Annotated in this window: 12 protein-coding genes; 3 read left to right on the top strand and 9 right to left on the bottom strand. The window is 31.1% G+C overall.

The genetic code is table 11. The features are described from left to right. Positions 1-94: 94 nt before the first annotated feature. The 3 genes from Q0075_RS10890 to Q0075_RS10880 form a co-directional block, all read right to left on the bottom strand. The gene (locus tag Q0075_RS10890) at positions 95-1,243 is read right to left on the bottom strand and encodes an endonuclease (protein ID WP_297869532.1); all 1,149 of its coding nucleotides are present in this window, start codon (positions 1,241-1,243) and stop codon (positions 95-97) included. A gap of 2 nt (positions 1,244-1,245) precedes the next feature. Then, entirely contained in the window at positions 1,246-2,463 is a 1,218-nt protein-coding gene (locus Q0075_RS10885) for a methyltransferase domain-containing protein (protein ID WP_297869531.1), read from the bottom strand. A 73-nt stretch (positions 2,464-2,536) separates the two neighbouring features. Then, positions 2,537-3,664: a hypothetical protein gene (locus Q0075_RS10880; RefSeq protein WP_297869530.1), complete on the bottom strand. Its 1,128-nt coding sequence runs from the start codon at positions 3,662-3,664 to the stop codon at positions 2,537-2,539. A 156-nt stretch (positions 3,665-3,820) separates the two neighbouring features. On the opposite strand from Q0075_RS10880, the gene Q0075_RS10875 reads away from it, so the two are divergent. Further along, positions 3,821-4,843 (top strand): oxidoreductase, encoded by a 1,023-nt coding sequence (locus Q0075_RS10875; RefSeq protein ID WP_297869529.1) that lies wholly within the window; start codon positions 3,821-3,823, stop codon positions 4,841-4,843. Between the two features lie 40 nt (positions 4,844-4,883). Here Q0075_RS10875 and Q0075_RS10870 read toward each other — a convergent pair whose 3' ends face one another. The 3 genes from Q0075_RS10870 to Q0075_RS10860 are packed head-to-tail and all read right to left on the bottom strand — an operon-like array spanning position 4,884 to position 6,339. Continuing rightward, entirely contained in the window at positions 4,884-5,333 is a 450-nt protein-coding gene (locus Q0075_RS10870; RefSeq protein WP_297869528.1) for a sensor of ECF-type sigma factor, read from the bottom strand. A gap of 10 nt (positions 5,334-5,343) precedes the next feature. Then, on the bottom strand, positions 5,344-5,766 hold the full coding sequence (locus Q0075_RS10865) for a hypothetical protein (RefSeq protein WP_297869527.1): 423 nt from the start codon (positions 5,764-5,766) through the stop codon (positions 5,344-5,346). 30 nt (positions 5,767-5,796) lie between these two features. Beyond that, positions 5,797-6,339 (bottom strand): RNA polymerase sigma factor, encoded by a 543-nt coding sequence (locus tag Q0075_RS10860; RefSeq protein WP_297869526.1) that lies wholly within the window; start codon positions 6,337-6,339, stop codon positions 5,797-5,799. 115 nt (positions 6,340-6,454) lie between these two features. On the opposite strand from Q0075_RS10860, the gene pdxH reads away from it, so the two are divergent. Beyond that, a complete protein-coding gene (pdxH, locus tag Q0075_RS10855; RefSeq protein ID WP_297869525.1) occupies positions 6,455-7,099 on the top strand; it encodes a pyridoxamine 5'-phosphate oxidase in 645 nt (214 codons plus the stop codon). A gap of 274 nt (positions 7,100-7,373) precedes the next feature. Next, positions 7,374-7,829: a CAP domain-containing protein gene (locus Q0075_RS10850; RefSeq protein ID WP_297869524.1), complete on the top strand. Its 456-nt coding sequence runs from the start codon at positions 7,374-7,376 to the stop codon at positions 7,827-7,829. 52 nt (positions 7,830-7,881) lie between these two features. Here the strand turns inward: Q0075_RS10850 and Q0075_RS10845 are convergent, their stop codons facing one another. Genes Q0075_RS10845 through Q0075_RS10835 form a run of 3 tightly spaced genes read right to left on the bottom strand, consistent with a single transcriptional unit; the run spans position 7,882 to position 14,498 of the window. Next, positions 7,882-9,789, bottom strand: a complete 1,908-nt coding sequence (locus Q0075_RS10845; RefSeq protein WP_297869523.1) for an OmpA family protein — start codon at positions 9,787-9,789, stop codon at positions 7,882-7,884. An 11-nt stretch (positions 9,790-9,800) separates the two neighbouring features. Then, positions 9,801-10,706, bottom strand: coding sequence for a type IX secretion system membrane protein PorP/SprF (locus tag Q0075_RS10840; RefSeq protein ID WP_297869522.1), 906 nt, complete (start codon positions 10,704-10,706; stop codon positions 9,801-9,803). Between the two features lie 30 nt (positions 10,707-10,736). Then, positions 10,737-14,498 (bottom strand): gliding motility-associated C-terminal domain-containing protein, encoded by a 3,762-nt coding sequence (locus Q0075_RS10835; protein WP_297869521.1) that lies wholly within the window; start codon positions 14,496-14,498, stop codon positions 10,737-10,739. Between the last annotated feature and the right edge of the window lie 40 nt (positions 14,499-14,538).

Genomic DNA, 14,538 nt, shown 5'->3' with positions numbered 1-14,538 from the left:
GTGATGGAGTTTTAGCTTTATCACTCTTTTTGTTTCATAAAAAAAGTCTCATCAAATAAATGATGAGACTTTTCTATTTTATATGCTTTGAATCTTAATTTACAATAAGTTTCTTAGTTGCAATACCATTTTCAGAAGCCATTTGAACTAAATAAAATCCACTAGGTAAATTATTCACTTTATATGAATTATCAACACGTGTAGGATTTTTAATTTCTTGGATGATTTGTCCGTTAATATTGTATAAAACAATTGATTTTAATTCCGTTTCAGATGAAATTGTAACTTCGTTGTTTACAGCTGGATTTGGGTAAATTGAAATTGAATTTTCAAATACAAAAGATGGGTTAGACAAAAAACTATTCCAAACTAAACCAACATACTCAGGATGATCAATATATGGGTTTCTATTACTTTGATGATTGTAATAAATATCGTTATTAATAGCTATTTCTTTAGCACTTACCGGATCATCAGTATGCCATTTATATAAAATATCTAAAAAAGGATTTGTAAATGCACGTCCAGTTGAACCATCAAACATATTTTTAGCTTCACATGTAGCAGCATTTGCTGTACTATAAAACTCATCCATATTATCTTCATATCGTGTAGCAAAATAGAAAAATGCTCGTGCTATATCACCTTTAAATTCGTCAATAGGTTCAAATACAACACCAGAATACCCTAAAGCATATCCAGAATTTATACCATTTCCTCTTTTAGAACCATTTTGAGAAGTATATGTTGCCGTACCAACTTTTCCAAAAGGTAAATTATTCCTGTCCCCATTTACTTTTCCATCTGATGGAACTACAAAAAATGGGTCATTTTTCATTGGGTTAGTAGCATATCCATCGAAGTAGGATTGAGGAATTAAATGTTCTCTGTTATAACAATCACCCTCTCCACTATATGACCCACATTGTTGAGAAGTTGTTGTATAGTTGTAAGAATCAGCTCCAGAAGGATTTTCAGAATACATATCTAATAAACTACCATCATTTTCATAATAATTATCTCTAAATGCAGTATGAGTATAAAGTGTCCATAACGCAGCATAACCTTGATCTGAATGTAAGTGCTCTGAAGGAATTCCATCGCTTACATTATCAATAATTTTTTTTAGATTTGTTTTTAAGGTTAAACCGGTTCCAGTTGCGGTATTATAATATCCAGTAGGAATTTGTGCAAATCCGACAGCGGAACACAATAATAGGGTTAGTAAGTAATTTTTTTTCATATCTATTTATTTTTTCTTTCTAATAATGCCATGTAAAATCCGTCGAAACCGCTTCCACTTGCTAATACTTTTTGATCTTTGACAAATGTAAATTCTTTTCCAATCTCAGTGCTTAAGAAATGCTTAATTTGTTCTTGATTTTCTGAAGGTAATACCGAACAAGTAGCATAAACTAATTTTCCACCCGGTTTTACAATTTTTGAATAATTTTCTAATACTTCTGCCTGAACTTTTCGAATGTTATCGATAAAATCAGGTTGTAATTTCCATTTGCTATCAGGGTTTCTTTTTAAAACGCCTAATCCACTACAAGGCGCATCGATTAAAACTCTATCGGCTTTATCGTATAATTTTTTTATAGTTTTTGTGCTTTCAATAACACGAGGTTCAATGTTGAAAGCGCCGTTTCTTTTAGCACGAATTTTTAATTGCTTTAATTTACTTTCATATAAATCCATAGCAATTAATTGCCCTTTATTTTCCATTAAAGAAGCCAAATGCAAGGTTTTTCCACCAGCACCAGCACAAGTATCCACAACACGCATTCCAGGCTTAACATCTAAGAAATAAGCTACTAATTGAGAAGAAGCGTCTTGCACTTCAAACAAACCATCTTTAAAAGCATCTGTTAAAAAAACATTAGCTCTTTCGGTTAAAATTAATGCATCTGGATAATCTTTGTGAAACTCGGTTTCAATATTCAAATCCATTAAGATGGCTCTTAATTTTTCTTTGGTAGTTTTAAGTTTATTTACTCTTAAAATTACTTTTGCTTGTTCGTTTTGAGCTGCTAATTCTTTAGTCCAAGTTTCCTCACCTAATTCTTTAACTCCTAATTCATCCATCCAATCAGGAATTGATTCTCTGTACTTTCTTATCTTAGATAGTTCGTCAAATCTTCCTTTGATTCTTCTAACCGGTGTATCTTCAAAATATTTCCAATCGGGTAGGGTATAGCCTCTTAATACTGCCCAAACGGCAAATATTCTCCAAATTTTATCTCTATCAAAAGGTTCTTTTACTTCTGCAATTTCGGCGTATAAACGTTTCCATCTTACGATTTCGTAAATGGTTTCAGCTACGAATTTTCTATCGTGACTTCCCCAACGTTTGTCTTTTTTAAGTGCTCTGGCAACCACTTTATCAGCGTATTCTTCTTCGTTGAAAATCGCCATAAGCGAATCGATTGTAGTGAATACTAAATTTCTGTGTAATCTCATTATTTATTTTAAATCAGCCTGCAAAGATAGGAATAAAAATAAAAAAAGCTGCCAAAATTGACAGCTTTAATATTTAGCCTCTTCCGTTTCCTCTTCCTTCAAAACCTCTTAAATTTGAATTGCTTCTTGGAGCACTACTTCTTGACTGTGAGATACCTCTTAAAGAATTTCCTCTAGCTTCGGAATTTCCTCTGTTACCATTACTTGTTACTGTTCCTCTTTCTCTTGAAGAATTACTTCTGTTTTCAGAATATTCTTTACCACGATTTGATTTTGAGCCATCGTTTCGACCTCTATTTTCTGAAGTTACTCTAGGAGAATTACCTCTTGTTCCGTTATTTCTTGGATTACTTGTTTCTGTTCTAGTTCTTGGCGTTGTTCCATTATATGCTCTTGTTTCACGAGTTCCTCTTGGTGAGTTTGAAGATATTTCACTTCTATTTCTTGGCGACTTGATATTTCTTTTAGAATCTAATTCATAGCGGTTTGAATATCCTGAATTTCTATGTGCAAAGGAACGATTTGGATGCATTCTTTCGTAACCATTTCCTCTTCTTCCATAATAATTGTTATAAACTGAAGCACATCTTCTGTGTGAAACATAATGATAACTGTGACCAAAATTGATGTGAAGATGAATGTGATTTCTATATCTAAAAATTGGGAACGGATTCCAGTAGCTATAATAACTAGGATAATAACCCCAATACCATGATGAATAATACGGGCGATAGTTTCCTACCCAAAAAGTAGTATAAATTATTGGAGTATGCACATAAACAGGTTCGTAAATGTAATTGGTTCCATACATGTAAATATCACCCACAACTTGTACTTGAACTTGGTTGTTGCTATCTCGTTCTACTTCAATTGTAGCGACATCTTGAAAAACATCTTTTTCCAAAACAGCTTGCACCACAACTAAATGCACGTTTCCTTCAACTGTTTCAATAACTCTTAAATAATCGACATAATTATCGTTATTCAAATCTAAATTGGAGATTTGAGTTTTAGGATCATTCAACCTTCTTTCAAAGTCTTCTAAGTCTTTTGCATCACCAAAAACAGTTGCAACAGCTCTTAAATCTAAATTGTCGCTGATATCCGAATTTTTTGCTGTAACCGTAGTTTTATCTTGTGCAAAAAGCGAACCTATCGTCAATGAAGCCAGTAAGCTCATATGTTTCAATTTTGTTTTCATAATATATTCGTTTTAAGGTTCTTATTTCTATTTTTAAATAACCAATTACTATGCCAAAGTTTTCAAATAGAGAATAACTTATTGATTTTTAGATGTTTGTAAAATATATTTTTCCTTTGCAACATTTCCATTATATTTGAAAATAAAACCTATCTAATGAAGAAGATTTATTTATTTCTATTTTTTATAAGTATTTCAGCAATAGCTCAAAGTGTAAAATTTAAATCGGAAGTAATTCTCGAAACCAAATTGAGCTGTAGAGCCATATTTGTTGACGATGAAAAAGTTTGGATGGGAATGGATAAAGGTCGTTACGGATTTTACGACAAGAAAAAAGACACTACAATTTTAAAAGATATTCAATCCGTTGCCCGAACTACAGAATTTAGAAGTATAGCAGGAACCAAAGAAGCCATTTTTATTTTAGCTGTTGGAAATCCAGCGATGTTGATTCGTATTGATAAAAAAACGTTGGAAGAAACTGTTGTTTACAAAGAAGAACACGAAAAAGTGTTTTACGATAGTATGCAGTTTGTAGATGATTTAAACGGATTTGCCATGGGTGACCCAATTGAAAACTGTTTAGCAGTCATAAAAACGAATGATGGAGGCAAAACGTGGCAAAAAGTAAATTGCGATGTTTTACCAAAAGTTTCAGAAGGTGAAGCCGCTTTTGCTACTAGCAACACCAATTTAACCATAAAAGGAAAATCGATTTTTATGGTTTCTGGTGGAAAGAAATCGAGGGTTTTTGTTTCTAAGGATTTTGGAGCAACCTGGAAAGTTTATGAAACGCCAATAGTACAAGGTGAGGAAATGACTGGAATTTTCACTGCTGATTTCTACAATAAAAAAATCGGAATTATTGCAGGTGGAAATTATATGAAGCAAGACCAAAATTGGGACAACAAAGCCATTACTAAAAATGGTGGTAAGACTTGGAAATTAATCGCTGAAAAAGAAGCTTTTGGTTACGCTTCTTGTGTGCAATTTGTTCCAAATAGTAACGGAAAAAAGCTTATTTCTGTTGGTGGAACAGGCATGTTTTATTCGGGTGATTTTGGCAAAACTTGGTCAAAATTCTCTGATGATAAAGATTTTTTTACTTTCAGATTTGAATCAGAGAAAGTCTTTTATGCAACAGGAAGAAATAAGTTGGTTCGATTTGAAATCCAATAAAAAAGCGCTCAAATAACTTTGAGCGCTTTTTAAAATTTAATTATCCTCTTCTTTTTTCGCGCATTTGTTTTAATAATTCTCTATTAAAATCTTCTTCGGCTTTTTTAAGTTTGATGATTTTCTTGGCACTAATTACACCTTGTAAATCTTTTATGAATTTTTTCCTTAGGTTGAATAGATTTTCTTCTAAACTTTCCATTTGAACTAAAAGAGCAGAAGCTTCTTTCTCGCTTAATTTATCTACACTCCCAGGTCTAAAACGATCTAAAATAGCTCTCATTTTTTCGTGACGCAACTCCGCTTGATTGTCATCAAATGCATTGTAGAGTGGCCAAAATTTTTGAGCTTCTTCTGTTGTTAATTCTAATTGTTCTGTTATGTAAGCCACTTTTAGTGCTTTTACTTTTTCTCTTTTTTCTTTAAAGTCCTGTGAAAAGGATACAGATGAAATAAAAAGTAATATAATTGCTAATATAAATTTCGTTTTCATGGGTAAATTATTATTCGTTAATATAGTAATCTAAATTTTCTGATTCGGAAAGATAATCTTCCACAGCATCAGAATTAGATTTATTTATTGATAAATTATTTTCTAATTCAGCGATGTCTTCATTGGTTAAGTGTTTTGATAACTCAGTGATTCCAATTCCTTGTTGTTGAGATAGATATACTTCTATAGTTCCAGCGTCTAAACTGTTTTCTTTTGCCATGTTAAAATAAACCGGAAGTGCAATAGCAAGTAAAAGGATAGCTGCAATTGAACTTATCCAAACTTGCTTTCTATAGAATAAAGAAACAACTTTAGTTTCCTTTTCTTTAGAAATTTGTTCCATCATTTTTGCTTCGAATTGCTCAAAGTAGTTTTCTGGAACTTTAAATCCCGATTTCATTTCTTTGTTATTTTCTAAATCAAATTGCTTCATATCTATTGGACAAAAATAAGGTTAAAAGGTTTAATTGGTATGTAAAAATTCTTCTATTTTCTTAACTGCTATATGATAACTTGCTTTTAAAGCACCAACAGAAGTTCCTAAAATTTCGGACATTTCTTCGTATTTTAATTCTTCAAAATATTTCATTTTAAAGACTATTTGTTGTTTTTCAGGCAAAATAGCAATGGCTTTTTGTAATTTCAGTTGGATTTCATCGCCATCAAAAAAAACATCACTTTCTAATTTATTTATCGCTTTCTGTTGGGCTTCTTCATTTGAAATTCCTTGTTTTTTTGCTCTTTGTTGCATGAACGTGATGGCTTCATTGGTGGCAATTCGGTACATCCAAGAATACAATTTACTATCGCTTTTGAAATTTTTAAGATTCCCAAAAACTTTTACAAATGTATTTTGAAGCACATCATCGGCATCATCATGATTTAAAACCATGTTTCTAATGTGATAATACAATGGTTTTTGATACAATTGCAATAGCTTTCGAAACGCTTCGTTCTGCGTTTTCGGGTTTAATAATTCGGAGATGAAAGCTTTTTCGTCTTGCAAAATGCAATATTTGTTTATAAGACTAAAGATATTCAAAAAGGTTTAATTTTAATTTTTGTTTTAGTAAAAAAACAAGTTTCCCTTTGTAACTTTGCTTTGTAGAAATAAAATAACGATGAAAGATTTAAGCAATTATAGAAAATCATACGAAAAGAGTGAGTTATTGGAAAATCAAATTCCAGAAGATCCAATAAATTTATTTCATAAATGGTTTTATGAAGCGGAAGAATTAAATGCAGCCGAGGAAGTAAACGCTATGACTGTTACGACAATTGGTTTAGACGGATTCCCTAAAGCTCGTGTGGTATTGCTTAAAAAGTTCAATGAAGAAGGTTATATTTTTTATACCAACTACAATTCCGAAAAAGGAAAAGCCATTTTGAATAATCCGAATGTTTGTTTATCTTTCTTTTGGCCAACTGTTGAGCGCCAGATTATCATTAAAGGAATTGCTGAAAAAACAACTGATGTTATATCAGATAATTATTTTTCATCTCGTCCAGATGGAAGTAAATTAGGTGCAATTGTTTCGCCACAAAGTGAAGTAATTCCGAATCGAGAGTTTTTAGAGAATAATTTGAAAACCTTAGAAAAAGAGTGGGAGGGAAAAGAAATTTTACGTCCAGCACATTGGGGTGGTTTTTTAGTTCGCCCTGTAGAAGTAGAATTTTGGCAAGGAAGACCAAATCGTTTACACGATAGAATTCGCTATCAATTAACTAACGAATACGATTGGAAGATAGAACGTTTATCTCCTTGATAATCAAATTTTTAAAAAAATATACATTATAAATCCTAAGTTTTAAAGCTTAGGATTTTTTTTATGTAAGTAAAGTTTTAAGTATTTGATATTCAAATGTTTAAAACGTTAAATTTTGATGTATTTCATCGATTTTTTATGTTTGTTACCGATTATTTTGTACCTTTATCTAAGAAATCAAACAGTTTGTCGATTTTATTAAATTGTTTAGTTCATTAATTTAAAAGATAAAGTCATGAAAAATTTAATATTAAATTCAGTTACTTTAGCGTTAATGCTTGTTTTATTTGTATCATGTTCTTCTGATAATGAAAGTAATCCAAGTTCTTCAACTGAAGTTGTCAAAAGTTATACGCATTCTACGGCCGAGTTAGAATTATTAGATCAGGTAAACAATTATAGAGTTTCAATAGGTTTAAATCCGTTAAATATTATTGATCATATTTCATATAAATCTGCTGAGCATAATGATTACATGTATGTTAATCATGTGGTTACACATGATGGTTTTGATAAGAGAAAATCTAATTTGCAAGAAGTATTAGGTGCTTACAGAGTTGGTGAAAACATTGCTTATGGTTATTCTTCAGCAAGTTCAACTGTGAATGCTTGGATTAATAGTCCTAGCCATAAAGCTAATTTAGAAGGTGACTACACACATTTTGGAGGAGCTATAAAAATTGATGAGGAAGGTAAAAAGTACTACACTAACATATTTATAAAAAAATAAAAAAGCAGTTATTAAATTAAACAACTGCTTTCCAAAAAATAATTAAAGTAGGTTACATTTTAATTACTATAAACTCACTTCTTCTGTTTTTCTGATGTTCAGTTTCACTACAAGGAACATCATCTGAACAGTTATTTACTAATTGCGTTTCTCCATACCCTTTTGCGGTTAATCTACTTCTATTTATACCATTTTTAACCATAAATTCTAAAGTTGATTTTGCTCTACGATCTGATAATTGTTCATTGTATTTATGTGATTGTCTACTATCGGTATGTGAACGGATATCAATTGTCATACTTGGATATTGGTTCATAACGGCAATTATTTTTTCTAAATCTTCTGCTGCATCTTTACGAATATTCCATTTGTCTAAATCAAAATAAATTATACTAATATTTAATACTTTAGCGAGATCTGTACCTACTTCTATTGGGAATATTTTACGTTTTAGTTCAAAATCTAATTTAGATTCTCCATTAATTGAAATTGGTTCAAATGATTTTTCAATTGTTTCGTATTCTTCTTTTGAAACTCTTACCAAATATTTTTTATTACAATCAATTTTAAAAGAATATAATCCTTTTTCTGAAGCAATTGTTTCGGAAATTTTATTCATTTTATCATCATATAGAATTACTTTGGAATTAGGTAAAATTTCTTTTGTATCAATATCTGTTATTAATCCAGATAATGTATGCGTACAAATTCTAAAGGTATAAATGTCATCAAAACCTATTCCTCCATCTCTGTTGGAGGAGAAAAATCCCAAACCATCTTTGTTAGTTACATAACCAAAATCATCTAATTGACTATTTAAGGGTTTACCAATATTAACTGGTTTTTCAAAAGAATTATTGTTGACTTTAGCTTCAAAAATGTCTAAACCACCTAGTCCTGGGTGTCCATCAGATGCAAAAAATAAATTATTATCAGCATCTATAAAAGGAAATGTTTCTCTTCCTTCCGTGTTTATAGTTGTTCCTAAATTTTCTGGTAAACCAAAATTACCATTACTATCAATTGATACCTTGTATAAGTCTGAATTACCAAAGCTTCCTGGCATATCTGAGGCAAAATACAATGTTTTCTCATCTGTACTCAAAGCAGGATGTGCTGTTTTGTAATTGTCGCTTGAAAAAGGAAGTTCTTTTACATTTGTCCATTCTCCATTTACTAATTCAGCTTTGTAAATTTTTTCCATGATTACTTTGTCGTCACTTTTACGTTTTTTGCCGTCGTTGTAATTGTTTCTAGTAAAATACATGGTTTTGCCATCTTTCGTAAAAATAGGAGAGGACTCATTAAATTTGGTATTCACGGTTTTAGAAAAGTTTTCTACGCTACCTAATCTTCCATCATTATCAATTGAAGCAACAAATAAATCAGTGAAGTTTTGTTTTGTCCAAGCATGAATTTTAGAATATTGGTTACCTTCACTTCGAGAAGAAGTAAATACAATTTGTTTACCAAAAAATGTTGGACCGTAATCATAAAATTCTGAATTAACATCTGTTTTATCTATAGTGTATTTTCCAGAAACAGCATCAATATTAGTTAAGTAATTTTTATTTTCTTGAAATAATTTAGCTCTAGAATCGTTTGTTTTTTGGGCAAATAATTCCATGTATTGATTTGATTTTTCGTAATTTCCTTCCGCTTTTAAGGCTTGAGCATATCTAAAATAATACTCAGAGTCTGTTTCTTGATTTAAGGCAAAAAGTTCACCATACCATTTAGAAGCTTTATCTAATTCACTATTAAAATAATATGCATTACCTAATTTTTGAAATAATTCTACAGATTTATATCCTTTTTCAGCCACTTTCTCATAAATTTCGATTGCATCTATATAGGAATATTTGTCGTATTTTTTGTCCGCTTTGTTTAGCTTAGACCCTTGACCGAAAGCACCAACTGTGATACTTAAAACGAATACTAGTGTGTATAATGTTTTCATAATTAGAAAATTTAAAAAAATCTAGGAGCTGAAACACTGCTTTTGTTGAACAACTCGTATCGAAGAAATATCTCGTGTGAACCTGAATTATAGTTAGCAAGTTTCGTAGTTTCTAAATCATATCCATATCCAATGAACCAAGAATCGGAAATTTGAAATCCAGCTAAAGCACTTACAGAAGCATCCCATCTGTAGGCAGCACCTAATGTTAGTTTTTCAAAGAATAAGAAATTTGCAGTTACGTCTGCTTGTAGTGGAGCGCCTTCTACTATTTTACTTAATAGAGCAGGTTTAAAATCAATATTATTACTTATTTTAAAAACGTGTCCAGCAATAAAATAAAAGTGCATTTTTTCTTTTGTAATTTTAATATTGTTATCATTATATCGATAGGATTCAAAAAAATTTGGCACTGATAATCCTAAATAAGTTTTATCTGAAAAAAGATATAATCCAGCTCCAACGTTTGGTGAAAATTCAGTATCCATATTTTGAAATTGAGGATCAGTAGGATCAAATACCCTTAGTTTATTAACATCTAATTGAAATAAATTTGCAGTTCCCTTTAAGCCTAAAGATAATTTATAATTTTCAGAAACTTGAATAAAATATGATAAGTCAGCAGAAATTTCATTCTCTGTTACTGGTCCAATCTTATCATTTACAAAATTTAATCCAATCCCAAAGTTTGAATCTCCAATCGGCATATTTATTGAGAAATTGTTAGTTACTGGTGCTCCATCTAATCCAACCCACTGATTTCTATGAAGTAAAAAGGCTGTAATAGTTTCCCTAGAACCTGCATAAGCAGGATTTACTAGTGACGTATTGTACATATATTGCGTATATTGAGAATCCTGTTGAGAATAGATATTTTGTAAAATGAATGCACAAATTAATGTTAGAATCGTTTTCATCTTGTTTGTTTTTAAGTTTTTTTAAGTCAATTAACGGTTTAAGTATAAATATCCTGATCGATCATGTTTCTTATTTTCCTCATCTGTATATTTAAGAATGTAAAAGTAAGTTCCGTCTGGTAGAAGTTCATTTCTATTAACAGTATTTCTTCCTTCAGATACACCTTTAAACGATTTAAGACTATTATTATAACCCGTTTCTTCATAGACTAAAATTCCCCATCTGTTATAAATTTCAATAGAATTATTTGGATAGCACTCAATTCCATCAATAAACAAGAAATCATTTGAACTGTCATCATTTGGTGATACTGCATTATACACAGTAATATCGCAAGCAGCTAATACTATACAATCATCATTAACATTTAAATAAATTTCATAAATCATAGGACAACTATTATCTTCTAATGCTACAACATATTGTATGGTGTAATTTCCTAAAGTCACATTATTAGGATTAAAAATATTACCATTCAATCCACCTGAATTTGTTATTTCTTGCCATTCTCCAGTTGTAGGAATTGAATCGTCTAATATAGTAAATAAATCTATTGGATTTTCTTCAATGCAAATTGCAAAAGGAATTGCATCAGACGTTTTTTCAACACTAACGTTTATAGTTTGGGAAAAATTTGCTTCGTTTCCACAATTATCAGATACTATCCATTCACGAATAAGGACATATTCATAAATTGAAACTACATTGGATGTTTCACTATAATTAATTTCATTGATTCCAGAACAATTATCTGTGAAAATTAATTCTGGAACTTCTGGAATCTCAGAACATAAAACGCTAATTTGAGAGTTTAATTGAGTTGTTAAAGTAGGAGGAGTGTTATCAAAAACAGTTATGATTTGAGTATAACTAGAACTGTTGTTACAACCATCAGTTATTGTCCATGTTCTATTGATAATATACTCACCCTCACATTGCGACTCTTGTCTGTCAATCGCATCTAGTACGTTTATAGTTACATCACTACAATTATCTGTTCCCGTCATAATTACAGGGTTTGGAACAGCATCACAAGAAACAGAAATATTTTGAGGTAATTCGCTTGTAAAAACAGGATTGGTTGTATCGATGATGGTAAAAGTAGCAGTAGTTGCAGCACTGTTTCCACAATTATCAGTAGCAGTAAAAGTCACCGAAGCTGAACCTGTTGCACCACACGTATCGGAAACCGAAGTAAAGTTGTTAGTCCAAGTTACATTCGAGCAGTTATCACTAGCCGAAGCACCACCATTAGAAGCCAACCAAGCATTTAAAGCTTCAGTATTTCCATTGCCATCGCATTGCACTTCTGCATTAGAAGCTTGCACTAAAATCACAGGATTGGTTGTATCGATGATGGTAAAAGTAGCAGTAGTTGCAGCACTGTTTCCACAATTATCAGTAGCAGTAAAAGTCACCGAAGCTGAACCTGTTGCACCACACGTATCGGAAACCGAAGTAAAGTTGTTAGTCCAAGTTACATTCGAGCAGTTATCACTAGCCGAAGCACCACCATTAGAAGCCAACCAAGCATTTAAAGCTTCAGTATTTCCATTGCCATCGCATTGTACTTCTAAGTTAGAAGCTTGCACTAAAATCACAGGATTGGTTGTATCGATGATGGTAAAAGTCTGTGTAATTGTTTGAGTACTACATGAAGTAATTATTGTATATGTTCTTGTTACTACAAGAGGACAACTACCATTTGAAGTATCAACATAAGATATAGTGTAATTTAATTGATTATTTGATACATTTCCACTGGCGTTAATAAAATCTTGAAGATTAATATTAACGGGTGTTTCACTATACACTAAAGTAGAAATTACAGAAGAATTACAGCCATTTATATTTACAGATTGAGGCGACGTAATTGTTGGATTTGTATCGATGTTAATTTTTAAAGTATAGTAACAACCATTTGCATTTGGTGGTACAGCATAGTAATTCAAACTTCCTAAGGTATTTGGAAATGGATTTGAATTTGTATATTCAATTGTACTTCCATTTACAGGATAATTGTTATAAAATTGTGTACCAATAGGATAGTTTGATGCAATCGAATTAAACGGCACTTGAGATATAGGACTACAATAATTAAAAACTAATTCGTTGATAGTATTTTGACAATTTTGATTAATGAAGTTTGTAGCATCAATCATTGTCGTTATAGGATTTAATATAGGATCTCCAATGCATAAACCACTTGTAACATAACCTTGAATAAAAGGTTTATTTATAATTTGTATTCCTGTAATTGCACCAATTCCATTTATATAACCAAATAATGATGCAGCAGGAACACAATTTGAATTTTTTAGTAAAAAGCAATCCTCAGTTATTTTTATTTTATATTTTAATTCTCCTAAAATTGTTGTTGGACTTACTGGAACAGGTAATGTTCCAATGTCCCAAATAAGAGTACCTGATGGACCATCGTATGGATTAAAATATATATTATTTGGAGTTGGTAGTGGACTAAAATTAACAACACCGTTTTGACTTCCATTTACAAATGTTGCTGTATATGGTAATTGAATTTTAATTTGTGCGTTATTTATATTTTCAGTACCTTCATTAAGAATTTTGATGGAGTATTCAATCTCTTGGCCTGGAGTGACAGTTGTCGTAGAAGCCGCTGGGACACCATTAATGGTTACTAATGACATAACACCTTCAGGATCTGGGATGTAAGCATCAACAGCCATTGCTGCCATAAAAATCACATAGGTATCTTGTGTAGATCCATATCTTAAAGTTGTAGAGGTTTGATTGTTAGTAATGACTGAATTATTAGGATTTGGAATATTGAACATTGAAATATCAAGACCCGTATTGTTAACTAAATTTGGATTTCTAGTATTTCCTCCAGTTTGAATAGAAGAATTAAAGAAATTATTAGTTGAATTTCCAGTGTGGTTTAAAGATTGCCAATTATTATCACTAGATCTTTGTATATTAAAATAATCACCACTGATACTTCTATCACCTTCACCTGCCATAAGACCAAGTTTAACATTAACTTGACCTGTTTGCACTGCATTAAAACCCGATATTGGAATTTGATGATTTGAAGTTGAATTTCCTTGTACATATGCATGTCCATCAAAAACGGTAATATCTCTCCATTTCATCTTTGAATTTTCATACACAACAATTATTCCCCAGCCTCCATAGTATCCTGTAGACCCCCCATTACCTTCAACAAGAGCAATATCTGCTACAGTATATTGACCAATTCCATTATTTTTAACATAGTCAGTTATTTCAGCAAATGCAGAATACATGAATCCATCAGAATTTTGTGGATAATAAATATCATTACTATTAGCAGTTATCTCGATATAAGATGTTGATGATGGACCTTTTAATTTTACTTTTCGTTTATTAAATAATTTTGTGACAGAATTTTTGGTTACATTAAATGTTTCTGGGCTATTAGATCCGTCAGATGCTCTTCCAGTCCAGTATAATCCTGCAAAAATAACTTTTGAGCATTCGGGAATGGCACCATTTTCATTTGAGAATGTCAAATTAGCACTTGAAGAATTAAAAGTATTTGAATCTCCATCAATATCAACATAAACCATATTATTATTACTATTTGGTTCGTTGACATCATAGTTATTAAGTGTTAAGTTAGTATTTCCTATTAAAGTAAAATCACCTTTAATACTAAAAATACTAGTAGAAGGAGAAGAAATAGGCTCACGAGGTGTAAAGTTTACTCTAACTTGAGAATGTATAGACAAACTAACAAAGAATAATAATATGAATAACCCGTAGTGCATTATAAAAAAAGTTGCTCAAAACACTAAAAATTAGTACATT

The sequence above is a fragment of the uncultured Flavobacterium sp. genome (assembly GCF_937967675.1).
Classification (GTDB): domain Bacteria; phylum Bacteroidota; class Bacteroidia; order Flavobacteriales; family Flavobacteriaceae; genus Flavobacterium.
The sequence above is the reverse complement of the archived record's forward strand: the minus strand, read 5'-3'. Positions and strand labels throughout refer to the sequence as shown.

What these genes read in the sequence shown, in the direction of transcription:
- Q0075_RS10850 (WP_297869524.1), top strand. Translation starts at nt 7,374, where the DNA reads ATGCTTGTTTTATTTGTATCATGTTCTTCTGATAATGAAAGTAATCCA.
- Q0075_RS10890 (WP_297869532.1), bottom strand. Translation starts at nt 1,243, where the DNA reads ATGAAAAAAAATTACTTACTAACCCTATTATTGTGTTCCGCTGTCGGA.
- Q0075_RS10885 (WP_297869531.1), bottom strand. Translation starts at nt 2,463, where the DNA reads ATGAGATTACACAGAAATTTAGTATTCACTACAATCGATTCGCTTATG.
- Q0075_RS10875 (WP_297869529.1), top strand. Translation starts at nt 3,821, where the DNA reads ATGAAGAAGATTTATTTATTTCTATTTTTTATAAGTATTTCAGCAATA.
- Q0075_RS10870 (WP_297869528.1), bottom strand. Translation starts at nt 5,333, where the DNA reads ATGAAAACGAAATTTATATTAGCAATTATATTACTTTTTATTTCATCT.
- Q0075_RS10880 (WP_297869530.1), bottom strand. Translation starts at nt 3,664, where the DNA reads ATGAAAACAAAATTGAAACATATGAGCTTACTGGCTTCATTGACGATA.
- Q0075_RS10845 (WP_297869523.1), bottom strand. Translation starts at nt 9,789, where the DNA reads ATGAAAACATTATACACACTAGTATTCGTTTTAAGTATCACAGTTGGT.
- pdxH (WP_297869525.1), top strand. Translation starts at nt 6,455, where the DNA reads ATGAAAGATTTAAGCAATTATAGAAAATCATACGAAAAGAGTGAGTTA.
- Q0075_RS10865 (WP_297869527.1), bottom strand. Translation starts at nt 5,766, where the DNA reads ATGAAGCAATTTGATTTAGAAAATAACAAAGAAATGAAATCGGGATTT.
- Q0075_RS10840 (WP_297869522.1), bottom strand. Translation starts at nt 10,706, where the DNA reads ATGAAAACGATTCTAACATTAATTTGTGCATTCATTTTACAAAATATC.
- Q0075_RS10835 (WP_297869521.1), bottom strand. Translation starts at nt 14,498, where the DNA reads ATGCACTACGGGTTATTCATATTATTATTCTTTGTTAGTTTGTCTATA.